The sequence below is a fragment of the Bradyrhizobium sp. CCGB12 genome (assembly GCF_024199845.1).
Taxonomy (GTDB): domain Bacteria; phylum Pseudomonadota; class Alphaproteobacteria; order Rhizobiales; family Xanthobacteraceae; genus Bradyrhizobium.
In genome coordinates this window covers 2,071,078-2,090,991 of sequence record NZ_JANADO010000001.1, presented here as the reverse complement: position 1 = coordinate 2,090,991, position 19,914 = coordinate 2,071,078, and the positions used below count along the sequence as shown (strand labels likewise).

At 64.4% G+C, this 19,914-nt stretch carries 26 protein-coding genes; 9 read left to right on the top strand and 17 right to left on the bottom strand.

The genetic code is table 11. The annotated features are described in order from the left end of the window. Positions 1 to 30: 30 nt before the first annotated feature. Positions 31 to 225 (bottom strand): hypothetical protein, encoded by a 195-nt coding sequence (locus NLM27_RS10040; RefSeq protein ID WP_254143164.1) that lies wholly within the window; start codon positions 223 to 225, stop codon positions 31 to 33. A gap of 243 nt (positions 226 to 468) precedes the next feature. On the opposite strand from NLM27_RS10040, the gene NLM27_RS10035 reads away from it, so the two are divergent. Continuing rightward, complete coding sequence (locus NLM27_RS10035; protein ID WP_254143163.1) at positions 469 to 906, top strand: hypothetical protein; 438 nt, start codon at positions 469 to 471, stop codon at positions 904 to 906. A gap of 270 nt (positions 907 to 1,176) precedes the next feature. Here the strand turns inward: NLM27_RS10035 and NLM27_RS10030 are convergent, their stop codons facing one another. The 4 genes from NLM27_RS10030 to mgtE all read right to left on the bottom strand — a co-directional run bounded on the left by NLM27_RS10030 (position 1,177) and on the right by mgtE (position 4,955). After that, the gene (locus tag NLM27_RS10030; protein WP_254143162.1) at positions 1,177 to 2,151 is read right to left on the bottom strand and encodes a hypothetical protein; all 975 of its coding nucleotides are present in this window, start codon (positions 2,149 to 2,151) and stop codon (positions 1,177 to 1,179) included. A 49-nt stretch (positions 2,152 to 2,200) separates the two neighbouring features. Then, positions 2,201 to 3,019, bottom strand: coding sequence for an aldo/keto reductase (locus NLM27_RS10025; protein WP_254143161.1), 819 nt, complete (start codon positions 3,017 to 3,019; stop codon positions 2,201 to 2,203). Between the two features lie 120 nt (positions 3,020 to 3,139). Then, positions 3,140 to 3,442, bottom strand: a complete 303-nt coding sequence (locus tag NLM27_RS10020; RefSeq protein ID WP_254143160.1) for a DNA-binding transcriptional regulator — start codon at positions 3,440 to 3,442, stop codon at positions 3,140 to 3,142. A 91-nt stretch (positions 3,443 to 3,533) separates the two neighbouring features. After that, entirely contained in the window at positions 3,534 to 4,955 is a 1,422-nt protein-coding gene (gene mgtE / locus NLM27_RS10015) for a magnesium transporter (protein WP_254143159.1), read from the bottom strand. Positions 4,956 to 5,070: 115 nt separating this feature from the next. Here mgtE and NLM27_RS10010 point away from each other — a divergent pair, with 115 nt between their 5' ends. Together NLM27_RS10010 and NLM27_RS10005 are read left to right on the top strand one after the other, a co-directional pair. After that, the gene (locus NLM27_RS10010) at positions 5,071 to 5,844 is read left to right on the top strand and encodes a polysaccharide deacetylase family protein (RefSeq protein WP_254143158.1); all 774 of its coding nucleotides are present in this window, start codon (positions 5,071 to 5,073) and stop codon (positions 5,842 to 5,844) included. 180 nt (positions 5,845 to 6,024) lie between these two features. Continuing rightward, a complete protein-coding gene (locus tag NLM27_RS10005) occupies positions 6,025 to 7,320 on the top strand; it encodes a polysaccharide deacetylase family protein (RefSeq protein WP_254143157.1) in 1,296 nt (431 codons plus the stop codon). Positions 7,321 to 7,419: 99 nt separating this feature from the next. Here NLM27_RS10005 and NLM27_RS10000 read toward each other — a convergent pair whose 3' ends face one another. After that, positions 7,420 to 7,794 carry a hypothetical protein gene (locus NLM27_RS10000; protein ID WP_254143156.1) on the bottom strand — a complete coding sequence of 125 codons (375 nt, stop codon included), beginning with the start codon at positions 7,792 to 7,794 and terminating at the stop codon, positions 7,420 to 7,422. A 285-nt stretch (positions 7,795 to 8,079) separates the two neighbouring features. Between NLM27_RS10000 and NLM27_RS09995 the strand changes: the two genes are divergently transcribed. Then, positions 8,080 to 8,337, top strand: coding sequence for a hypothetical protein (locus tag NLM27_RS09995; RefSeq protein WP_254143155.1), 258 nt, complete (start codon positions 8,080 to 8,082; stop codon positions 8,335 to 8,337). Between the two features lie 9 nt (positions 8,338 to 8,346). Here the strand turns inward: NLM27_RS09995 and NLM27_RS09990 are convergent, their stop codons facing one another. The 5 genes from NLM27_RS09990 to NLM27_RS09970 form a co-directional block, all read right to left on the bottom strand. Next, the gene (locus NLM27_RS09990; RefSeq protein ID WP_254143154.1) at positions 8,347 to 8,535 is read right to left on the bottom strand and encodes a hypothetical protein; all 189 of its coding nucleotides are present in this window, start codon (positions 8,533 to 8,535) and stop codon (positions 8,347 to 8,349) included. A 102-nt stretch (positions 8,536 to 8,637) separates the two neighbouring features. Continuing rightward, positions 8,638 to 9,714, bottom strand: a complete 1,077-nt coding sequence (locus tag NLM27_RS09985) for a flavodoxin family protein (RefSeq protein ID WP_254143153.1) — start codon at positions 9,712 to 9,714, stop codon at positions 8,638 to 8,640. Between the two features lie 65 nt (positions 9,715 to 9,779). Continuing rightward, on the bottom strand, positions 9,780 to 9,980 hold the full coding sequence (locus tag NLM27_RS09980; protein ID WP_254143152.1) for a hypothetical protein: 201 nt from the start codon (positions 9,978 to 9,980) through the stop codon (positions 9,780 to 9,782). A 2-nt stretch (positions 9,981 to 9,982) separates the two neighbouring features. Continuing rightward, positions 9,983 to 10,189: a hypothetical protein gene (locus NLM27_RS09975; RefSeq protein WP_254143151.1), complete on the bottom strand. Its 207-nt coding sequence runs from the start codon at positions 10,187 to 10,189 to the stop codon at positions 9,983 to 9,985. Positions 10,190 to 10,688: 499 nt separating this feature from the next. After that, positions 10,689 to 10,907: a hypothetical protein gene (locus NLM27_RS09970; RefSeq protein WP_254143150.1), complete on the bottom strand. Its 219-nt coding sequence runs from the start codon at positions 10,905 to 10,907 to the stop codon at positions 10,689 to 10,691. Between the two features lie 187 nt (positions 10,908 to 11,094). On the opposite strand from NLM27_RS09970, the gene NLM27_RS09965 reads away from it, so the two are divergent. Together NLM27_RS09965 and NLM27_RS09960 are read left to right on the top strand one after the other, a co-directional pair. Then, complete coding sequence (locus NLM27_RS09965) at positions 11,095 to 11,379, top strand: hypothetical protein (protein ID WP_254143149.1); 285 nt, start codon at positions 11,095 to 11,097, stop codon at positions 11,377 to 11,379. Between the two features lie 207 nt (positions 11,380 to 11,586). Beyond that, positions 11,587 to 11,742, top strand: a complete 156-nt coding sequence (locus NLM27_RS09960) for a hypothetical protein (protein ID WP_254143148.1) — start codon at positions 11,587 to 11,589, stop codon at positions 11,740 to 11,742. Between the two features lie 88 nt (positions 11,743 to 11,830). Here the strand turns inward: NLM27_RS09960 and NLM27_RS09955 are convergent, their stop codons facing one another. The 3 genes from NLM27_RS09955 to NLM27_RS09945 form a co-directional block, all read right to left on the bottom strand. Continuing rightward, positions 11,831 to 12,013 (bottom strand): hypothetical protein, encoded by a 183-nt coding sequence (locus NLM27_RS09955; RefSeq protein WP_254143147.1) that lies wholly within the window; start codon positions 12,011 to 12,013, stop codon positions 11,831 to 11,833. 429 nt (positions 12,014 to 12,442) lie between these two features. After that, a complete protein-coding gene (locus NLM27_RS09950) occupies positions 12,443 to 13,189 on the bottom strand; it encodes a Crp/Fnr family transcriptional regulator (RefSeq protein WP_254143146.1) in 747 nt (248 codons plus the stop codon). Beyond that, on the bottom strand, positions 13,189 to 16,356 hold the full coding sequence (locus NLM27_RS09945; protein ID WP_254143145.1) for a CheR family methyltransferase: 3,168 nt from the start codon (positions 16,354 to 16,356) through the stop codon (positions 13,189 to 13,191). Before NLM27_RS09945 ends, NLM27_RS09950 begins: the two co-directional genes overlap by 1 nt. 186 nt (positions 16,357 to 16,542) lie before the next feature. Between NLM27_RS09945 and NLM27_RS09940 the strand changes: the two genes are divergently transcribed. Continuing rightward, positions 16,543 to 16,749 (top strand): hypothetical protein, encoded by a 207-nt coding sequence (locus NLM27_RS09940; protein ID WP_254143144.1) that lies wholly within the window; start codon positions 16,543 to 16,545, stop codon positions 16,747 to 16,749. Here NLM27_RS09940 and NLM27_RS09935 read toward each other — a convergent pair. Together NLM27_RS09935 and NLM27_RS09930 are read right to left on the bottom strand one after the other, a co-directional pair. After that, positions 16,700 to 16,981, bottom strand: a complete 282-nt coding sequence (locus NLM27_RS09935) for a hypothetical protein (protein WP_254143143.1) — start codon at positions 16,979 to 16,981, stop codon at positions 16,700 to 16,702. The genes NLM27_RS09940 and NLM27_RS09935 overlap by 50 nt on opposite strands. 10 nt (positions 16,982 to 16,991) lie before the next feature. Then, the gene (locus NLM27_RS09930; RefSeq protein ID WP_254143142.1) at positions 16,992 to 17,999 is read right to left on the bottom strand and encodes a chemotaxis protein CheB; all 1,008 of its coding nucleotides are present in this window, start codon (positions 17,997 to 17,999) and stop codon (positions 16,992 to 16,994) included. 80 nt (positions 18,000 to 18,079) lie between these two features. On the opposite strand from NLM27_RS09930, the gene NLM27_RS09925 reads away from it, so the two are divergent. Together NLM27_RS09925 and NLM27_RS09920 are read left to right on the top strand one after the other, a co-directional pair. Beyond that, positions 18,080 to 18,481 (top strand): response regulator, encoded by a 402-nt coding sequence (locus tag NLM27_RS09925; RefSeq protein WP_254143141.1) that lies wholly within the window; start codon positions 18,080 to 18,082, stop codon positions 18,479 to 18,481. Between the two features lie 49 nt (positions 18,482 to 18,530). Next, positions 18,531 to 18,740: a hypothetical protein gene (locus NLM27_RS09920; protein WP_254143140.1), complete on the top strand. Its 210-nt coding sequence runs from the start codon at positions 18,531 to 18,533 to the stop codon at positions 18,738 to 18,740. Positions 18,741 to 19,076: 336 nt separating this feature from the next. Here NLM27_RS09920 and NLM27_RS09915 read toward each other — a convergent pair whose 3' ends face one another. After that, positions 19,077 to 19,859 carry an SDR family oxidoreductase gene (locus tag NLM27_RS09915; protein WP_254143139.1) on the bottom strand — a complete coding sequence of 261 codons (783 nt, stop codon included), beginning with the start codon at positions 19,857 to 19,859 and terminating at the stop codon, positions 19,077 to 19,079. Positions 19,860 to 19,914: the final 55 nt, after the last annotated feature.

Genomic DNA, 19,914 nt, shown 5'->3' with positions numbered 1-19,914 from the left:
CGAACCTCCGGCCGCGTGCGACACCTCCGCTTACTTCCTGTGCATCGTCCCCGACCGGGAATCGAATCTGGCCACAGGCCGGTCCATCTGCCAGAGCTCGACGTCGCGGCCGTCGACGAGCCGCTCTGCAGAGCTGATCGCGGATTCATCGTCGATGCAATCCATCTGGATCAACCTTATTGGACGGTCGTGTCGACCCATGATCAATGCACGATAGGCGGACATCTTGATCTCCCGACAATGCGCGATGGCGCGCGTTCGTCCACAAGGTGACGCCGATGGCATTTGAATTCGATGGGGATCGTAGCGCCTGTTTGTAGGCGGAACATAAGTTGGGAGAAGCTCGCAGTGGAGGCTATGCCACTCCTATGAAACTGCGACCGCGCCAGTCTCGAAATCCTACCGGCTCCGGCGCCATATCCGCTCCGTCGCGCAAGCTCGCGCGGCATAGCGAACTGGGGGAAAACGATGTCTACCTCTGTGGTCGGCGACCGGATCATCGATCCAATGATGGCCATCGCAAACTGCTCGACGCGGCAACGCATCGTCGTGGTCGGCGCAAAGAGCATGGAATTGATGATGGAATTGCATCGCCGCGGATATCTGCTGGCGGCGGCGGCAGGCAATTGCGGCCTCCCCGCAGGTCAATATGAAGTCGCGCTCGTGGACTGGCGGCGGCGCACGCTCCACGCGCTCGATGCGACGATGGATTGGCTCGACGACTTCCTCGGCCCCCGCGCCGAGCTGGTGATCTGGCTCGATGCGCAGAAGACCGCCGCGAAGGAAGCCCTGCGTGCCGCAGTGATGAAGCGCGGCTTCGTCGTCCTGCAAGGCGCCGAGCACCCCTGCGGCAGCGTGGTTCTAGCGCGGCGCTCGCAAGCCGTTCCCGTTCAGCAGGCCGCCTGAGCACGCGCATCCACCGGAACTTCAAGGATTGATCGGATGCCGACATCAAAGATACGACGCGCCGTCATTCGCGAGTGGATGGCGCTTTCAGCAGCGGAGCGACGGTCCGCCGAACAGGCAGGCGCCTTTGCCCGGCGCGTCATCGAAAGGCACCGCCTGCCACGCAGCCGGCGAGCTCCGCACGCCGTGATCATGGCATGGCTGAAGCCACGTATCGGAAGGCCCTAGGAAACATCATGGGCTTCGCCGCACCCGCCCCATCCCGCCGGCCTACGACCCGCCGAAATCCTTTGGGCTGAACGGCAAATCCAACACCTTCCATTCCCCGTATTTGTCCGCCGGCAGCATCTTGTAGGGCTGACAGCTCTGGAGCGCGCTCATTGCGGACTTCACCAGGGCCACGCCCTTCGCGGACGGCGGAGCCGCCATGAGGATCGGCTCGCGCGCCAGCGTTCCGTCGGTCGCGAATACCGTGCGCAGCTTGATCTGCACGTTGTCAGCTGGGTCGACCCCGGCCGGCAGCTTGGCGCAGCTTCTCAGGTGGCGACGAAACTCGGCGATGATCTCGGGCGGCAGCTTGGCTCCGATCGAATCCCGGGCGTCGCCGCCATCGTCCTTGGAAGCGCCCTTCGGCAGCTCCGGCGGCAATGCGGGCGGCAGCCCGAGCATGACGCCGTATCTGACGGTGACGTCGGGTGCCGGCGCCTGATAGGCCGGCGGCGGCGCGGTCTGGGGCTGCTGCATCGCTTGTGACGGCGGCGGCTGTTTCGGTGGCTGCGGCATCGCCTGTAGCGGTGGTTGCGCCATCGGCTGAGGCTGGGCTTGCGGCGGAGGCTGCTGCGGCTGTGCATCGGCCTCGCGCGGTTTCGGCGGCGAAGGTTGCTGCTGCACCTCTTGCTGCGCAGAACGTTGCGGCTCGGGCGAAGCCTGCGGTGACGGCGACGGCGCGCCCTGCTGCTTGGCCGCAGGCTTGCCCGCCGCTTCGGACTTGTCGGTGAAATCCAGCTTGGGCAGTTTCAGATCGGGCGTCGGCTCCGGCGGCTTCTCCTTTGCCGTCTCCTTCGCCTCCTGCTCCTTGATCTCCTCCTGCACTTGCTCCGGCGTGACGATGTCGACGGCGACGGTCTCGGGCGGCGCGGCGTGGAACGGATGGACCTCGCTGATCAGGATGATCAGCCCCACCAGCGTCAGATGCGCGATCGCCGACGCCGCAATGTCCGTCCGTATGATCTTCCGCGGTTCCATCGACTGACTTCGGGTTGCCGCGCTGGTCCTAGCATAATGGAAGCCCCCCTCAATCCCATTTCGGCGCGAAGCCGAAGTCGGTCAGGCGTCCTCTGGGATTGGCGAGCGCGGCAATCCGGCCCATCTCGTCCTCCGACAGTTCGAAATCGAAGATCTCGATGTTTTCCGACAGGCGCTCGATGCGGGAGGTGCGCGGGATCGCAGCGACATTCTGCTGCACAAGCCAGCGCAGGCACACCTGGGCCGGCGTCTTGCGATGGGCGCGGCCGATCTCTGCGAGCGTCTGGTCGGTCTTGATGCGCCCCTTGGCGACAGGACTGTAGGCGACGAGGGCAAGCCCGTGCTGGTCGCAGGCCGCCCTCACCTTGGCCTGGCCCAGATAAGGATGATATTCGACCTGGTTGCAGGCGAGCGGCTCGGGCGACAGTGCAACCGCCTGCTCGATCAGCGCCACGGTGAAATTGGAGACGCCGATGTGGCGGGTCAGGCCCATGGTCTTGGCGTGCGAGAGCGCTCCAAGTGTCTCCGCCAGCGGCACGTGCGAATTGGGCCAGTGCAACAGCAGCAGGTCGACGGAGGGAAGCCGCAGGCGGGCGAGGCTCTCCTTGACCGAGCGCTCGAGATCGTGGGGCGCGAAATGGTTGGTCCAGACTTTCGTCGTGAGGAAGATGTCGTCGCGGCGCACGCCCGAAGCACGCACGCCGTCGCCGACTTCGCGCTCGTTGTCATAGACCTGCGCGGTGTCGATGTGGCGATAGCCGAGCCGCAGCGCCTGCTCGACCACGCGGGCGCAAAGCCGGCCGTCCAATTCCCAGGTCCCGAGCCCGATCGCCGGGATCCTGGCACCGTTGGCCTCGACGAACAGCATGAGGAATCCTCTCTGTTGCGGCAGCCCCAAATGTCATTATGGACCGGGCCAATAATGCTGCCAACGGGAGCCGCAGCGGTCGGACCGGATATTCACTGCAAGACTCACGGGAGGTGCGCGTCAGACCTTGGCGAGCGCCTGGAATACGGTCTCCGGCGCATGCGCGATCACGGCGAGCAACGCGCGAGCCGGTCCCCGCGGGGCACGCTTGCCCTGCTCCCAGTTGCGGATGGTCTCGACGGGGACGCCGAGCTTTGCGGCGAACTCCATCTGGGTCAGGCAGGCGCGGCGGCGCAGATCGCGCACCGCGAACGGGCCAGCCTCGCCTGGCGCGGCAGTGGCCGCAGGCTGGACCGGAAATTCCCGTCCGTCCCGCAATTCGACGATCCGTCCGTCCGCCTTCAGCCGCAACCGCATGCCCATTTCCCCAAGCGAAGGCGATGATGCGGCAGGTCGCTTAAGTTCGGATTAAAGATGATTGGCGGAGCCGTCATAATGACAATGGTGGTGAGAGCTACCTCAACCCGAACCAGAGCGTCGCAATGCCGAGGAAGGAGAAGAAGCCGACGACGTCGGTCACGGTCGTGACAAACGTGCCGGAAGCCACCGCCGGGTCTGCCCTGACACGGTCGAGCGCCATCGGGATCAGGATGCCGCCGAGCGCGCCGGCGATGAGGTTGCAGACCATCGCAAGCCCGATGACGATGCCGAGGCCGGGGATCTTGAACCAGGCCACGGCGGCGATGCCCGTGATGACCGCAAAGGCGAGACCGTTGACGAGGCCGACCAGGGTCTCGCGCATCACCACGCGCCAGGCGTTGAAGGAGCCGAGCTCGCGGGTCGCGAGCGCCCGCACCGCAACCGTCATGGTCTGGGTGGCGGCATTGCCGCCCTGGCTCGCGACGATCGGCGCCAGCACGGCGAGCGCGACCATCTTCTCGAGCTGCCCCTCGAACAGGCCGAGCACGGAGGACGCGAGGAACGCGGTGGCGAGATTGACCAGCAGCCAATTGAAGCGGCCGCGCGCGATGGTCAGAAACGTGTCCGACAGCTCTTCGTCGCTGGTGACGCCGCCGAGCGCCTTGAGGTCCTCGTCCGCCTCCTCCTCGATGACGTCGACGACGTCGTCGACGGTGATGACGCCGACCAGGCGGTCCTGGGTGTCGAGCACGGGCGCGGCCACGAGATTGTACTTGCCGAACATGCGCGCCACCTCCTCCTGGTCCTCCAGGACGGAGACACGGCGACGATCCTCGTCGGTGAGCTCGGTGAGCGGCACCGGGCGGCGGGCGCGCAGAAGCACGTCGAGCGGCACGGCACCCTGCCAGTGCTGATCCTTGTCGACGACGTAGATCTCGTAGAAGCGGTCGGGCAGATCCGGCGTCTCGCGCATGTAATCGATCGCCTGGCCCACGGTGAAATCCTGGGGCACTGCGATGAACTCGGTCTGCATCCGGCGGCCGGCGGAATTCTCCGGATATAGCAGGCTGCGCTCGAGCGCGACGCGCTCGCGCAGCGGCAGCTTCTCGAGGATTTCCTCCTGTTCCTCGGCGTCGAGGGTTTCCAGCAGCTCGACCGCATCGTCGGATTCGAGCTCGCGGACACCTTCTGCGACCGTCTCCGGCGGCAGCTCCTCGAGGATCTCCTCGCGCACGGCCTCGTCGACCTCGTTCAGTGCGGAGAAGTCGAAATCGCGCCCGGTCAGCTCGACCAGGCGGACACGGTCGTCAGGCTCCAATGCGCCGATCAGGTCGCCGAGATCGGCCTCGTGCAGTTCGGCCACGATCGCGCGCAGCTGCGCCGAGTCCCCAGCCTCGATCGCATGGGCGATTTCCTCGACGAATTCGTGACGAATTTCGCCGTCCTCGTTGCGCATCGGCACGTGGTCGAGTACCGAATCCGCGGCGGGAGGGGCACCGTCCATATGTTCATCCATGGCGCGCCTCGCCGGTTGACAGGTGGGATCAGATGGTCTGGGCTGACGGTCAGGCAATACCCACAAGGGAACTGCGAGCGCAATGACAAAGATGCGTCGGCCGGAATGGACATCCATGACCCTGGGCGCGCTGCTGGCGGGCCTCGTTGGCGCCACATCGCTTGAAGCCGCCGAGTGCCCGCGCAAGGACGCGCTCGGCACCGCGCGCGTGCTGGCCGTCGATGCCAAGACGACCCCGCGCGTGGGCCTGAAGAGTTTCCCTCAGACGCTGCCGCTCGCCGATCGCGAGGTCGTGCTGACCTTCGACGACGGGCCGAACCCGCCGACGACGTCGAAGGTGCTGGCGGCGCTGGCGCAGGAATGCGTGCGCGCGACCTTCTTCCTGGTCGGCCAGTCCGCCTCCCGGCATCCTGACATGGTCAAGCGCATCGCCCGCGAGGGCCACACCATCGGCCACCACACCTTCTCGCACCCGTACATGGCGCGGATTCCGTTCGAGAAGGCTAAGAGCGACATCGAGCGCGGCATCGCGGCCGACGAGAAGGCGCTGAATGGCGTGTCAACGACGACGCCTTCAACGCCGTTCTTCCGCTTCCCCTATTTCGAGTCGACGCCCGCGCAGCTCGACCTGCTCCAGGACCGCGGTATCGTCGTGTTCGGGGCCGACCTGTGGGCCAACGACTGGGAAGGGATCACGCCGGAGCAGGAATTGAAGCTCGTCACCGAGCGCCTGGCCGCGAGCGGCAAGGGTATCATCCTCTTCCACGACGCCCAGGCGCGCACGGCGGCGATGCTGCCGGCCTTTCTGCGGTATCTGAAGCAGAACGGCTATCGGGTGGTTCACGTCGTGCCGGGGGGTGCGACGCATAAGAGTGCCGACGCGCATTGATGCCGGAATGTCACGCCGGCGCAAAATGGGGTGATTTTGGCCCTATTAACACTCTGTTCATGCTACCCCGTGCAAATGAAGGGGGACTTTGCTTGGGAAAGGGTTCGTTGCACCTGAACCGTTTCCTGATGTCTCCGACCTATTAAGGCGGTAATCGCATATGGGGGCAGACGAAGGTTCATGATCGGAAGTAGCGTTGTTTTGCGGACGCGACCGTGGACCGTCCTTGGCCTGTTGTTGGGATTGCTGACCGCTTCGCCGGCGGCGCTCGCGGCCGACTGTCCCGGCCATCCGGATGCGCTCGGCACCTCCCGCACCCTCGTGGTCGATCCGCGCGAACATCCGCTGATCGGCACCATGCAGTATCGCGAGACGCTGCCGCTGAAGGACCACGAAGTGGTCCTGACCTTCGACGACGGTCCGCTGCCGAAATATTCCAACCAGGTGCTCCAGATCCTCGCCGACGAGTGCATCAAGGCCACCTTCTTCATCATCGGCCAGCAGGCCAAGGCCAACCCGGAAGGCGTGCGCAAGCTGGTGGCGGCGGGTCACACTGTCGGCACGCATAGCATGGACCATCCGCTGACATTCGACCGGATGCCGATCGAGAAGGCCGAGGCCGAGATCAACGGCGGCATCGCGTGGACTTCGGCCGCGATGACCGATCCGTCCAAGCTCGCACCGTTCTTCCGCATTCCCGGCCTGATGCGCGCCGAAGGCGTAGAGAACCTCCTGATCTCGCGCGGCATCCAGGTCTGGAGCGCCGATTTCCCGGCCGACGACTGGCGCCATGTGTCGTCCGATCGCGTCTATCAGCTCGCGATGCAGCGGCTGGAGGCCAAGGGCAAGGGCATCCTGCTGCTGCACGACATCCAGGCTCGCACGGTGGCGGCGCTGCCGAGGATCATCCGCGATCTCAAGGCGCGCGGCTACCGCATCGTCCATGTGGTGCCTGCGACCGCCGACCGGCCGGCAACGCCGACCACGCCGGTGGAATGGCTGCTGCATCCGCCAACGGAGACGACGCCGATCGCGCGCTGGCCGCGCGTGCCGAATTTCGTGTTCGCGCAGACCCGGATGCTGCCGGCGCCATCTCTTGCGGATCTCAATGCGCAGACCGAGCATCAGCCGCTGCTGCCACGCCGGACCATGGCGCAGGCGAATGTCGCGGCCACCCTGCCCGTCCCCGGCCACGACCTCTTTGCGATTCCCGAGGGTTCGGTCGAGGTGCTGCTGTCGACGACATTGTCGCGGCGCGCCGCGACGCGGATGGCGATGGCTGCCGAGAGGCCTCATCCGGCCAAGGACAAGGCAGCAAAGGGCAAGGCAGTGAGGTCACAGGTCAAGCCGCAGGGACACCGGACGGCGCACGCCGCGCATGGCACGCCGAAGCACGCTGCTGCGATCAATAGTGCCGTGCCGAAGAGCGCCGCGCCGCGTCCAACCCGCGTCGCCGGCGTGAAGAAGCGCGCTTAGAGCATGATCGGTTCTGATTGAATCAGAACCGATGCTGCAGATTTCTTATCTTGACGCGTTGTTCACGCGACCGCCAGGCACTTCGCCCGGATACGGCTCCTACTGCCGCATGATCGCGGCGACGCAGAGCAGCACGATCAGCGCCAGGAAGAACAGATCCATATAGGACTTCAGCTCGCCGTCGCGCCGCAGCCGCCCAACGTCGGCAACGACCTGCTTGCGTGCCGCGGTTCCGCCCGAGCCATCATTGATCGGGGCCTGAAGGCGCCGCGTCTCGGCCTCCAGCTTCTCGATCTTCTGGAAAAAGTAGAACGCGCGCAGCGTCGAGGCCGCGCGCATGGCGGCATAGACCAGCACCAGGATCGCCAGGATCGCGCGGTTCGGATACTTCTCCATGAAGTTCAGGCTGAAATAGACCACCGCCAGGAACGCGAAATTGGTGACGAAGCGGTAGACGAAGCTGAGAAAAACCATGCTGGCTCGAGCCTTGAAGGGTAGCGCGGGTCGTTGCGCATAGGAATCGGGGGCCCAGACCGGAACAGAACAGCGGCCTGGATGCCGTTCGGGCCCGTCTACGCGAAACTTATTTCGAGAAAGATACTATCGCGCCGCAACTTGCCGCCATTTAGCCACACGCGGCCATAATGCAGTCAGGCGCGCGCCGTCGGCCCATTTCCACCCGCAAGCCGCGACGGCTCAATGGCGATCTGGCGGAAGTCGCGATAGACTATCGAGCGTCGCCACATGTGGGGTCTGCCGATGCCGAAGAAGGGAATCACGGGCCACGACGACTGGGTTCTGACCGAGGCCCTCGCGACCGCGCTGGTCGCGCTGGAGCAGCTCGATGCAAAGCACCGGCCGAACGCGCATATGGACGACATCCGCAAGCTGCTCTCGAACGGCAAGGAGCCGGCGGCGGTGAGCCTGCACCTCGCCCAGGCCAAATGCCGCCTGTTTCCCGACCGCGATCCACTGGAGATCTACCGGGAATACGGCATCGGCGAGGAATATGGCTAAAGGAACGAGCTAGGGCCCGCCCGCGACCGATCCCGCGATCACCATGACCAGCGCGCCAAGATCGACCTTGCCGTTGACGGTCAGCTCCTCCGAGCGCTTCACATCGTCTGCGCCTTGGATCTTGAGCGCTTGCGGCCGGTCTGCGGCCTGCCGCTTCAGCTCGTCGACGATGGCGTCCTTGAGTTTCTCTTCCAGCATGGGCCTTGTCCTTCGCGGCATCGCGTCGATGTTGAGCGTTCCACGCAACCAAGACCACGTCGCGCACTTCGTTCCCAGTTCCGATCGATTGTGATGCGCTGGTCACTTCGGGTTCGGATCCGCAAGACCCGCGCCAGGCTCCTCGAGCCGCCCGCTCCGCGCGAGCCGGACGGCGTTACCCAGCGACCGCGCCGCGTTCATGATCTCCTGCTGGAATTCGCTGTCATCATCGAGGGCGCGATGCGAGGTCGCGTATGGCTCCATGTAGCCGACATAGCCGTCGAGCTCGGCGAAGCGGCCTGCCGAGATCAGCTGCATGTCGGTGAGCCAGTCGGACAAGGCGCGGCGCACGCCCTCGGCTCCGACCGCATCGCCATGGACGACGACGCCGAAATGACGGCCGGCGAGATGGCGCGGATAAGACCAGCCCTTCAGCTCCATCGCCTTGGCCTCCGTGGCCTTCTTGCCGTGGGTCGAGCTCGGATCGGGATTGCCGCCGTCGGCGCAGACCATGCGGTCGATCATCGCCTTGAGGCCGGTGGGCACTTGATACCAGTTCACCGGCGTCAGGATCAGGATGCCGTGGGCGGCGACCCACAGCGGGTAGATCTCGTTCATCCAGTCGCCGGTCTGTCCCAGCGAATAGTTCGGGTAGCAGCTGCACGGCCAGTGGCACAGCGGCATCGCGGTTCCGACGCAGGATTTGCAGGGGTGGATGTTCTTGCCGAACTCCGAGGCGAGCCGCGACAGATCGAGGATGTCGACGGCAAATCCCATCTCGATGAAAACAGGCTCGGCCAGCTTGACCATGCGCCAGGTCTTCGACATCTCGCCGGGACAGGTGTGCTCGCTTCGGGCCGAGCCGTTGATGATCAGGATGCGCGGCGTCTCGTTCGCATCGTCATGCCGTCGCTGCGCTTCCAGGATTTTCGCGCGCGCATCGAGCCAGTCGATGGCGATGTCGTAGTCGGGGTCGGAGAAACCTGCGCCCGCCTTGCGCGTCAGCGGCGCCTTGCGCGAATGGCTGTAGGCGTCCCAGGCGGCGCCGACGATGGCATCGAGCTCGCGTTGCAGCGATGCAAAGGCGGGATCGACAAATTGAGCTTTGTAACGCCGCTCGAACTCCTCACGCGACAGCTTGACGGGCGGCATCCCCTTGCGAACGTCGGCTTCCGTCATGCTGGCTCCTGCCGAGATCGGTACAGTCCGACCAACCCGGGGCGCTGCGCGCGGTTCCCATAGCTCTATTGCCGAGCCACCTCCTGCGGCAGATCGAAGCGCGCAATGCGCTGGTCGAGCCGCCACAGCTCGATGCGGTGGACCAGCACGAGCGCAGCGGCCTCGCGCTTGGCCTGCTCGTCGTTGTCGCATACGAGATTGATGCATCCGAACACGTGACCGTCCGGATCGATCTGGAACGCGCGATAGTGCTTCATGCTCCGCATCGTCATCCTCCTCGTCTTGGGTAGACGGGTGTGCTCAGCCAGTCCGTCAGGTTCGAGGTCACCTCGTTCTGCTTGGCGCGGCGCAGCAGCATCTCGCGCTCCTTGCCGGGCGGCAGGCTGAGCGCGCGCTCTCGGGCGTTCTCGGCGAAGGCCGTCAACCGCTCCTGGAGCGATCGGGTCTGTTTCCTGCGGTTACGTTTGGCGGTCATAGGACTTTCACGGCGGATTTCGAATGGAAGAAAGTGGGCCCCGGTGGGAGGTTGGCACCGGGACCCCAGTTCCTTGGGAGTCGCTTACCGGTCGGAACGGCCCAGGCCGGCAATGTCTGCAGCTTCCGCCGCAACTTGCGGTTCCAGCATTTCAAAAAGTTAAGAAGGATGATTTTGGGCCGCGTCTGCGTGGTGTCGCAGATGATTGGCTGGATACGCGATCGCGATCTCGCGGTGCAAAAGCACCCGAGCTGTGGCAGCGAGTTGCCCTCTTTGTGAAAGGGCGCAGGGAAGACCGGGAGCCGGCTGGCTCCCATGGACCGCTATGCCAAGAGCAGACTGCGTATGCTTCATGCACAGCGGAGAACAGGGCAACCGGAGCATCCCGGCCTTCCCTGCGCAGTGGTTGGAACGGCTTATGTCGCGCTCTCCCCGGGGAGCGATGCACTATTGCCCCCGTCGCCTTGCGGATGGCTGATGCTCGTACCCGGTCGGGCCGCTACATCACCGCAAGACTTGGCGCACAGACCCCGGGCGCCAGGACGACACGATTTGGCCGTACGCGGATCACACCGTTCGTGTGCGCGACGCCTTCGCTCACGGCTCTCCGCCCTGCGAAGTCCTTCGCGCCGATGTGGTCCACGTCCACCGCCGCCCGGCCCGCGTTCGTGACGATCGCGATACGCCCCTTTACCTTGGGCCGGAGTGAGTACAACATGCGCGATTTCCGAATTTCTGTAAAGGCGAATATTTTTGACGATAGGTCTTGACCGAGGGCTCGCCTGTTTTGCCCGTCGGGCAACGCAAGTTATTGTGGCGACGGCTACAGGCCAGCCATCCCAACAATTCCGCAGGAACCGAATTGCTGATTCGCTTGTTCATGACAGACTTGAAGGAGGATCATCATGGCGAAAGCAGCAAGGAAACGACCGGGCTCACCAATCGGCCGCAAAGGACCGCGCAAGGCAAATCCCGCGTATAAGCGCCGCGCGCGCCAGCCGTGGACGCCTGCCGACGTCAACAAGCTGAAGCAGCTCGCTAAAGGAAACACGCCAACCGGCGTCATGAGCCTCAAGCTCCAGCGCCCGGTCACAGCCATTCGCAGCAAGGCACAGCGCGAAGGGATTTCGCTCCGGCCGGTCAACCGCTCCCCCTACAACCGGAGAACCAAAGCCGCGAAGCGGCGTTGAAGGAAGGCACCGCCGGGTGACAACCGGACGCAACGGGGACGATGGACGTGGCGCTCATTTTTCCGGTTTCTGCCCACGACACCAGCGCATCGGTACGCGCCGACATCTAACCCGTTCCCGGCGCGTGCAGCCTGACGTGCTGCACTTACTTCATCTATTGCGGCGGCTGTAGCCCGGTGAGCGCAGCCACTCACTCATCTGAGAACCGTGTTCGCGAAGCCGCTCGGCTTCTGCCGCAATGCGCGTTTCCGGCGCATCCTTTTGTCCGACACGATGTCGCGTCAACGTGAGGAATTCTCCCTGTTCATGGCAGGGCGCGCCGTTGCGTTCTTCTCGGCTGGCTCGATCGCCAGTCCGGCATGATGCGAACAGTTTCTCGGCGTCGGGAAAAAGCGCGCTGCGAAAAGGCCTCGGCGCGCGGAACAATGGGAATGGTCGGCCTCACGAGGCCCTATTCTTCTCGATTGTCGCGAAGGGCCTTGATCTCCGAGCGCAACATCGCGCTTTCCATCACCACGCGGCGCGCCTCGCGCTTGGCATCATCAAGCTGATCTGCAGCCATTCTGTGCTGCACACGGAGGGTACGGCTCGCTTCGATCGCGCGTGCAGCGCGTGCAAACAGGGTGTCGCTCATTGACTGACGATACAGACTCCGGAGCACCCGCGCGTTTAAGTAAGTTACTCAAGACGAGCTATCTGCTCCAAATCATCTGCAACGACGCGACCCGGAAATCGTCGCCCGCACGAGCAGATTAAGGTCGACGCCGCCGATCACACCTGGTTTCCCATAGGCGAAGCATGCGGAAAGATGTATTCTCTCCTCATCACCGGCTGAGAGGCCATGCCGTAGGCGCTGGTGGCTGAGAGACCGATTGCGCTCCCGCCTGCATCGTCAGGGAGCGTTCCATGGCGCAATCCGTCTACTATTCACTGCAATCCGACGCGAAGCATACGCAACAGATGCGTGAGGACATCCGTGAAGCGAAGAAGGTGCTGACACTTCCGCAACCGGATACGTTCCTCGGCCGAAAGACCCACGAGCCCTTCCCAAGGCAAGGCCTTGTCAGCCCCGCCGATAAAGTTGCAGATAGCTCGGCGAGAACAACGCTGCGTCCTTGAGTGCATCGAGATCGGGAATGGTCAGCGCGCGGTCACGCAGCACGATCAGCCCCGAGGCACGCAGCTCCTGGATGGTGCGGTTGAGATGGACCACCGACAGACCGGTGGCATCGGCGAGGTCCATCTGGGTGATGGGCATGATGCAGGAATTGCCGTCGACCATCCCGACGGGACGAAGCCGCTCGAAGATCTCGCAGAACAGATGCGCGGCGCGCTCCAGAGCTGTACGGCGGCCGAGATTGATGGCCCATTCGCGCTGGACGGCGTTGTTGACCAAAGTCTCGCACCAGAGCGCTTCCGCAAGCGAGCGGTCGGCCGCCACGAGACTCTCGAAACGCGCCCGCTTGATCTCAGCGTAGACCGCCGGCGTCAGCGTCGCGATGGAATGGTCCATCACCGGGAGCAGAAATGCATGCGCGTCGCAGCTCTCCCCCGGAAAGATGAAATTGACGATCTGGCGCCGGCCGTCCTCGAGCGTCTTGTAGCGGCAGAGCCAGCCCGACAGCACGATGCGGACACTGTCGATCGGATCCCCCTCCGTGATGAGGTCCTCGCCTGAACCCGCGCGCTGCAGGCCTTCAAGCATGGCATATTCGAGTGATGCACGGGCCTCGGCCGACAAAGGCCTCAGCACGTTCAGCCGGCGAACGACCGGCTCCACAAGGCTGCGGTCGGTCAGCGACAACGACATCAGTCAGCCACCATCGGCGTATGGAACGTGCGCTTGCTCAAGGGGATGACGATCGTGCATTGCAACCCCGCGGGGCCGAATGCCAAATTGGTCTGCCCCTTGAACTCGAACGCCAGCGTGCGCTCGAGAAGCTCGGTGCCAAAGCCTTTTCGCGGCGGCGGCCGCACCTGCGGCCCACCCCGTTCGCGCCATTCGAACACCAGCTCCGCAGGGGCCGTGCTCTCGTCGAGGCGCCAGGAGGTATCGATGCGCCCGCTCGGTTGACTCAAGGCGCCGTATTTAAGCGCGTTGGTCGCGAGCTCGTGGATCGCGAGCGCGAAGGTCTCCGCGGCCTTGGGCTGAAAGCGAACCTTGGGGCCGGAGACCCGTATCTGCTCGCCTTCGTGGGCGTTGTAGGCCAGGAGCTCCTCGACCACGAGATATTCGAGATCGACGCCGCCTTCGGGATCGCGGGTCACCAGGGCCTGGGTGCGGGCGAAGGCGTTGAGCCGGCCGTCGAGATGAGCGGCGTATTCCTCGACGGTGGAGCTGGATTCCGCCGAACGGCGGGCGATCGACCGGACAACGCCGAGCGTGTTGCGGACGCGGTGCTGGAGCTCGGCCAGCAGCAGGCGCTGCCGCTCCTCGGCGCGGGTGATCGCGGTGACGTCGATGAAGGTCATGACGACGCCGGCGATGAAATTGTCGACGCTGCGATAGGGCAGGATGCGCACGATGTAGCGTGTGCCGCTGTCCGGTGCACTCAGCTCGCGCTCGACGCTTGCGAGCGTGCGAAGCACGCTGCGGACGTCATCATAGAGCTCCTCGATCGGGATGCGTGCCTTGATATGGGCGATGGGGCGCCCCGTATCGGTCTCGACGAGGTGCAGGACCTGCGTGATCGCCGGCGTGAAATTCATCACGCGCAAATCATTGTCGAGGAACACCGTGGCGATCTGCGTGCTCTCGAGGAAGTTCTTGAGATCGCTGGTGGCGCGCGTCAATTCCTGGACGCGGTGTGCCAGCTCACCGTTGACGGTTGTCAGCTCCTCGTTGACCGACTGTAATTCCTCGCGCGAGGTTTCGAGCTCCTCGTTCGCGGACTGAAGCTCCTCATTGAGCGACTGGTATTCCTCGTTGGAGGACTTCAGCTCCTCGTTGGTGCTTTCGAGCTCCTCGATGGTGGCCTGGAGGCGCTCGCGCGTAGCGCGTAGCTCACTTTCCAGACGCTCGACGTGCTCGGTGCGTACCAGCGCGTTGGGATTGCCCTGATCGACCTCGACCGCGCGAACGGGCCCGTCCTTGAACAGCACGACGAAATTGCGGTGGCCGCCGGCGCCTTCCTGGATCGGCTCGACAGTGATGTCTACGAGGACACGGTGGCCGTTCACCCCGAGCTGGACCTGTTCGGCATGGGCGGGCTCGTTGGTTTCCGCGGCGCGGCTGAGCGCTGTGCGCAATTCTAGTCTGAGGTCGCGGTGCACGAGCTGGAGCAGATCGAGCGTGGCCGTGCCCGCCGTGGGCTCGATGTAGCGGCCGGTCCTCCCGGAGAAATGCAGGATCTGGAAGTTGTCGTCGGTAATGACATAGGCCGGGGCGTAACGCTCCGCGATGCGCTGGGCGCGGCGCTCCAGCCCGACATCAGGGCCGAAGGAGCGCATCGGCGGCACTTCGACCGGCGCCCTGCCCGCCGAAGTCGTGATCGGAAATTCCGGCGGCAGTCGCGTTCCGGTCTCCAGCTTCTTGAAGATGCGGGCGCGGCGGTCGACCGGCGCGAACAGTTTCGGGTGCCGCGTCACGTTCTCGGAATTGCCGAGGAACAGATAGCGCTCCTGCAGCAACGCGAAATGGAACAGGGGGATCACCCGGTTCTGCAACTCGGCATTGAGATAGATGAGCAGGTTGCGGCAGGAGACGAGGTCGAGCTTGGAGAACGGCGCGTCCTTGATGACGTTGTGCTGCGAGAAGATGCACATCTCGCGCAGCTCCTTCACCACGCAATAGGTGTCGCCCTCGCGCACGAACCAGCGCGCCAGGCGCTCGCTGGTCATGTCAGCCTCGATGTTGGTGCGATAGCGACCGACGCGCGCGGTCGCCAGCGCCCGGCCGTCGATGTCGGTAGCGAAGATCTGCACCTGCGGCGGGGAGTCCATCCGCGTCATGTGCTCGCGCAGGAGAATGCCAATCGAATAGGCCTCCTCGCCGGTGGCGCAACCAAGCACCCAGACGCGCACCTGCTGGCCGGCGCCCTTGTTTTCGAAGATCTTCGGGACGATCTGCGTCTCCAACACGTCGAATTCGCGCTTGTCACGGAAGAACTCGGTGACACCGATCAGGAGGTCGTTGAAGAGAAGCTGCGCTTCGTCCTTGTCGTTGCGCAGGAAATCGACATAGGCGGGAATGTCGTCGATCTGGACCACTTGCATGCGCCGCTGCACACGGCGCAGGAAGGTGTTCTGCTTGTAGCCGTGGAAATCGTTGCCGGTCTTGTTGCGCAGGATGTCCGCGATGCGCGACAGCGAGGTCGCGGCGGCCGCCAGCACCTCGTCGAAGCCCTGCTTCTCGTCCAGCCGCCTGAGATGACGGGCATAGACCTGGATGTGTTCGGGAATATCTTCAGGCGCCAGCACGTAATCGGCGATCGCCGCCGGCGTGTTGGCGTCCTTGAGATGATCGGTCTCGTCGGCAGCGACCTTCTCGGCGATGGCGAGACCACCGTGATCCTTGAGCGTTGCGGTGCCCAGCGTGCCGTCGCCGCCGGTGCCGGACAGGATCACGCCGATCGACTGCTCGGCGCGCTCTTCCGCCAGCGACACCAGGAAGCTGTCGATGGTGGCGCGCTCGCCGGGCGCCTGCTCGGCCTTGCGGATCGCAAAACGGCCGCCCTGGATGGTGGTGATCATCGCCGGCGGACACAGATAGACGGTGCCGCCCTCGATCGCCTGCCCGTTGCCCGGGTCGGAGACTTCTCCTCCGTGGGCGTTTTGCACGATCCGGCGCAGCCGCGGCTCATCGAGGGCCTCGTGGTGTTGAAGCGCGAGCACGATGGCCTGATCGGCTCCCACGGTCAGCTTCGCAAAGAAGCGTTCGATACTGTCCAGAGCTCCGGGGGAAGCGCCCACGCCGATGACCAGCGGGGTCTTGGTCTGGCGTTCTCCTTCAACCGCTTGGTCGCCGACTTCATTCATGGCTCTGGTGGCTCTCGTTCGCTGGCCGGGAGCGACGGGCACCCCGGTCCCTGCAGATAGCAGAATTGGATATTACCCCAACAGATCAAAGGCAAAAATGTCACCAGGCGTCCTTTGATTTCCGCCATGACCGTTGTCAGTCCCTGCCGGGAGGTCCATACTCGGCCCGTAACGCTGGAACCCGCGATGCAGATCTCCGAAGAGCTCGCGGCTCTGATCAGCCGGGCCGAGGTCGCCACCGCGACCGCCCGCCGGCTACTCGACGAGAACGACCGCTGGCGCCGCAGCGCCGAGTGGCAGCTCGACTATCTGTTCGAGCTCAGCGCGGAGTTCAGGCGGCCGGTCAGCCGGCTTCGAGCTTTCCCGCCGCGACCTGCTGCTGGAGGTAATTGACGCGCTGCGCAATCAGGACGCGGTGACGTTCCCATTCGATCAGGGTCTGCTTGAGCAGGTCAACTAGCCGCTGCGCCTGGCGCGTGTCGTGGCCGCCGACCTGAAGTTCGCGCACACGATCTTCCTGGTCGCGGATGCGCTGCCAGCCCTCCTCGATATCCTGATCGGCCTTCACCAGAAGGCGCTGCTCTGCATCGAGCAGCCGGGCATTTTCGGCAACGGAGATGGCCATGGCGCAGCCTTCAAGCCTCCCGCTTGCGAACCGGAGGATCGAGCGACTGTAGCACGACGCGCCGGATCATGTCGGCATATTCGCGGTATTCAGCCGCACGCGCCTGGTACATCTCGGCAACCGCGAGGCGGCCGCTGCGCCGGCCATCGCTGGCCATGCGATGCACCAGCTCGGCCCGCTCCTCGATGATGCGCAGCGCGACCCGCAAGGCTTCATCCACCCGTCCTTCCTGCTCCTTGGCGAGCGCATCCGCCGTGTAGGCGTGTCCAACCTGACAGCGGAAGCGCAGCGGGCGCGCTTCCTTAACCTCGGACATGACGCCGCCGCATGCCGGGCAGGTCAGCGCGACGGGATCGGCGATCGAGACGAGTTTGTCGCTTCCGATCCGGTCGCCGGCTGCAATTTCGACCTCGAGCCTGATCTCGGGCGGGATCGGCAGAACGGCTCCGGCCTGCTCCCTGACGAGCTCGGACAGGACGTCGCCCATCGAGGCGCCGCGAACGCAGAGGTCGATGGTGGTCGCCTCCATCGCCCGCCGTGGCATCTCGTCGGAAATGGCGTCCGTGGGGTCCTGGACCACGGTCATCCCACCGCAGCGCTTGATCGCGTTGAGGCCGGCCGCGCCGTCGGACAACAGGCCACTCAGGAGGACGCCGATCACGCGCGGCCCGTGATAAAGGGCCGCCGAGCGGAACAAGGCGTCGATCGCTGGCCGCGCCAGGTTTTCGCGCGGGCCGCGCCCGAGAAAGATGCGATCTTCGGCCAGCAACAGATGGTGGTCCGGCGCGGCCAGATAGACCCGGCCCGGCTCGATCTTCATGCCGTTTTCGGCCTGCCGGACCGGAAGCGGGCCGGCATTGCTGGCAACCGTCGAGAGAATGCCGATGCCCTGCGCGGGAATGTGCAGGACGATGAAGACCGCAGCCGGCAGGTCTGCCGGCAGGCCGCCCAAAATCTGCTTCAGGGGCTGAGTGGCCCCGGCGGAGCCCCCGATGACGATGATGTCGCGGTTGCTCATGGAACCCGCCTTCGCTTGTATCGTTTGAACCAAGGCGGACCCCCGTTTTATGTTCCTACGGGGAAGGCTGGAGACACACCATGGCGATATCGCAGGCGTCGCGTCAGCAGACGCCTCTGACCGGGCGCCGCATTTTCGTGGTCGAGGACGAATATTACCTGGCCGACGACATCGGGAGGACCTTTCGCTCGCTCGGCGCGGAGATCGCAGGCCCCGTCGGCCATCTCGATGACGCGTTCAAAATCCTGCACGACGGCAGCATCCTGGATGCCGCCGTGCTCGACGTAAACATCCGCAGCGAGATGATCTTCCCGGTTGCCCGCGAACTGAAGGCGCGCGGCGTACCTTTCGTATTCACGACTGGATATGACAGGATCACCGTCGGTCCGGAATTTCAGGACGTACCGATGCTGGAGAAACCAATCGATTTGGCGGCCATGGCACAGAAGCTGGCCGCGCTTATCGCCGACCGTAGGAACTGACGCGCAGTGAGGCGTGTTCCTTCCCCGAGGACGGACCGAGGAACGCTCAATGATCTACACGCCGAATTCCGCGGCTGATGCGCAGTTGCTGGCCCATTCACACGAAATCGTTCGCGAGTCGATGGCCCTGTTGCGCAACAGCGATCATCTCGTGAGCGGGCAGCGCCTGCGCGATGAGCTGGAGCAGGAACGTCGCAAGCCGCGGCGCCGGAACATCGAGAGAGTCGGCCCGGCCACCAAGTTGCAGGCTCACAACTGATCGACGATCAAAACAAATGCGCAATAGCAAGCCAGGCGGTCACCGCCAGGCAGAGCACAACCGCGGCGTAAGGCAGCGCGACGCGCAATATTGCAGGCCTCCCCGCCTCAACTGATCATCATCCAGACGATTGCCACAGTCATCACCACGAATCCCGTGATCGCGGTCGCGACAAAGGCCTGTTCGATGCGGTCCATCGCCATCAGCCCCTTTTCCAGCCCACACAGTGTGACCGCGTCGGGGGCGCAGCGCATTAGGCTATGTGAATCGACCGCCACTTGGTCGGAAATATCTGGCAGCCGGCCGCGCACCTCAGAGATTGCGATACCGCAGCGCTTACGTCTTTGCCGTGCCGGGCTCGGCCATCTTGCGATGCTGCCTCGCCAGCATCTCGTTCGGCGTGACGTTCGCGACCGTGGTCTGGATCTTGTTCTTCAGCCCGGTGACGACGTCGGCCTCTCCGCGCAGCATCGCATCGAAGCCGGCCTTGGCGACATCATATGCGCCATCCTTCGGCTCGGTGCCGACCTTGGTGTCCATCATCCCGGCGCGGCGGAAGAATTCGGTCTCGGTGGCGCCCGGCATCAGGCAGGTGACGGTGACGCTGCTGTCACGCAGCTCTTCACGCAGCGCAAACGAGAATGAATCGAGGAACGCCTTGGAAGCATTGTAGACCGCCTGGAAGCTGCCGGGCGTGAAGCCGGCAATCGAGCCCGTGATCAGGATGCGTCCGGAATTGCGCCGGAGCATCTCGTTACCGGCGCGGTGGAGCAGATAGAGCGTGCCGGTGATGTTGGTGTCGACGACGCGCCTGATCCTCGCAAGATCCTGATCGAGGAAGGCCTTGCCGAGGCCTACGCCGGCATTGGCCAGCAGCGCGTCGATGGGCCGGTCGCCGACCGCGGTGCAGAGCTTGTCCACGCCCTCGGTGGTGGCGAGATCGGCCTCGACAGCCTCCACGCTGACGCCGAGCCGGCGTAGGTCGACGGCCACCCTCTCGATCGCGGGCTCGTCAGCCGCGATGACAAGGTTGAAACCTGCCTGGGCGCAGCATCTGGCGAGCTCCAGGCCGATACCGGTGGAGGCACCGGTGACGACGGCGAGTTGATTGGCGGGCATGGCACATGTCCTCGAGGGAAGATGATGACGCCCAATCGCTCGCCGGCTCTCTCGT

Coding starts and splice junctions, on each gene's coding strand:
- NLM27_RS10040 (WP_254143164.1), bottom strand. CDS start 225: ATGTCCGCCTATCGTGCATTGATCATGGGTCGACACGACCGTCCAATA.
- NLM27_RS10035 (WP_254143163.1), top strand. CDS start 469: ATGTCTACCTCTGTGGTCGGCGACCGGATCATCGATCCAATGATGGCC.
- NLM27_RS10030 (WP_254143162.1), bottom strand. CDS start 2,151: ATGGAACCGCGGAAGATCATACGGACGGACATTGCGGCGTCGGCGATC.
- NLM27_RS10025 (WP_254143161.1), bottom strand. CDS start 3,019: ATGCTGTTCGTCGAGGCCAACGGTGCCAGGATCCCGGCGATCGGGCTC.
- NLM27_RS10020 (WP_254143160.1), bottom strand. CDS start 3,442: ATGGGCATGCGGTTGCGGCTGAAGGCGGACGGACGGATCGTCGAATTG.
- mgtE (WP_254143159.1), bottom strand. CDS start 4,955: ATGGATGAACATATGGACGGTGCCCCTCCCGCCGCGGATTCGGTACTC.
- NLM27_RS10010 (WP_254143158.1), top strand. CDS start 5,071: ATGACCCTGGGCGCGCTGCTGGCGGGCCTCGTTGGCGCCACATCGCTT.
- NLM27_RS10005 (WP_254143157.1), top strand. CDS start 6,025: ATGATCGGAAGTAGCGTTGTTTTGCGGACGCGACCGTGGACCGTCCTT.
- NLM27_RS10000 (WP_254143156.1), bottom strand. CDS start 7,794: ATGGTTTTTCTCAGCTTCGTCTACCGCTTCGTCACCAATTTCGCGTTC.
- NLM27_RS09995 (WP_254143155.1), top strand. CDS start 8,080: ATGCCGAAGAAGGGAATCACGGGCCACGACGACTGGGTTCTGACCGAG.
- NLM27_RS09990 (WP_254143154.1), bottom strand. CDS start 8,535: ATGCTGGAAGAGAAACTCAAGGACGCCATCGTCGACGAGCTGAAGCGG.
- NLM27_RS09985 (WP_254143153.1), bottom strand. CDS start 9,714: ATGACGGAAGCCGACGTTCGCAAGGGGATGCCGCCCGTCAAGCTGTCG.
- NLM27_RS09980 (WP_254143152.1), bottom strand. CDS start 9,980: ATGCGGAGCATGAAGCACTATCGCGCGTTCCAGATCGATCCGGACGGT.
- NLM27_RS09975 (WP_254143151.1), bottom strand. CDS start 10,189: ATGACCGCCAAACGTAACCGCAGGAAACAGACCCGATCGCTCCAGGAG.
- NLM27_RS09970 (WP_254143150.1), bottom strand. CDS start 10,907: ATGTTGTACTCACTCCGGCCCAAGGTAAAGGGGCGTATCGCGATCGTC.
- NLM27_RS09965 (WP_254143149.1), top strand. CDS start 11,095: ATGGCGAAAGCAGCAAGGAAACGACCGGGCTCACCAATCGGCCGCAAA.
- NLM27_RS09955 (WP_254143147.1), bottom strand. CDS start 12,013: ATGAGCGACACCCTGTTTGCACGCGCTGCACGCGCGATCGAAGCGAGC.
- NLM27_RS09950 (WP_254143146.1), bottom strand. CDS start 13,189: ATGTCGTTGTCGCTGACCGACCGCAGCCTTGTGGAGCCGGTCGTTCGC.
- NLM27_RS09945 (WP_254143145.1), bottom strand. CDS start 16,356: ATGAATGAAGTCGGCGACCAAGCGGTTGAAGGAGAACGCCAGACCAAG.
- NLM27_RS09940 (WP_254143144.1), top strand. CDS start 16,543: ATGCAGATCTCCGAAGAGCTCGCGGCTCTGATCAGCCGGGCCGAGGTC.
- NLM27_RS09935 (WP_254143143.1), bottom strand. CDS start 16,981: ATGGCCATCTCCGTTGCCGAAAATGCCCGGCTGCTCGATGCAGAGCAG.
- NLM27_RS09930 (WP_254143142.1), bottom strand. CDS start 17,999: ATGAGCAACCGCGACATCATCGTCATCGGGGGCTCCGCCGGGGCCACT.
- NLM27_RS09925 (WP_254143141.1), top strand. CDS start 18,080: ATGGCGATATCGCAGGCGTCGCGTCAGCAGACGCCTCTGACCGGGCGC.
- NLM27_RS09920 (WP_254143140.1), top strand. CDS start 18,531: ATGATCTACACGCCGAATTCCGCGGCTGATGCGCAGTTGCTGGCCCAT.
- NLM27_RS09915 (WP_254143139.1), bottom strand. CDS start 19,859: ATGCCCGCCAATCAACTCGCCGTCGTCACCGGTGCCTCCACCGGTATC.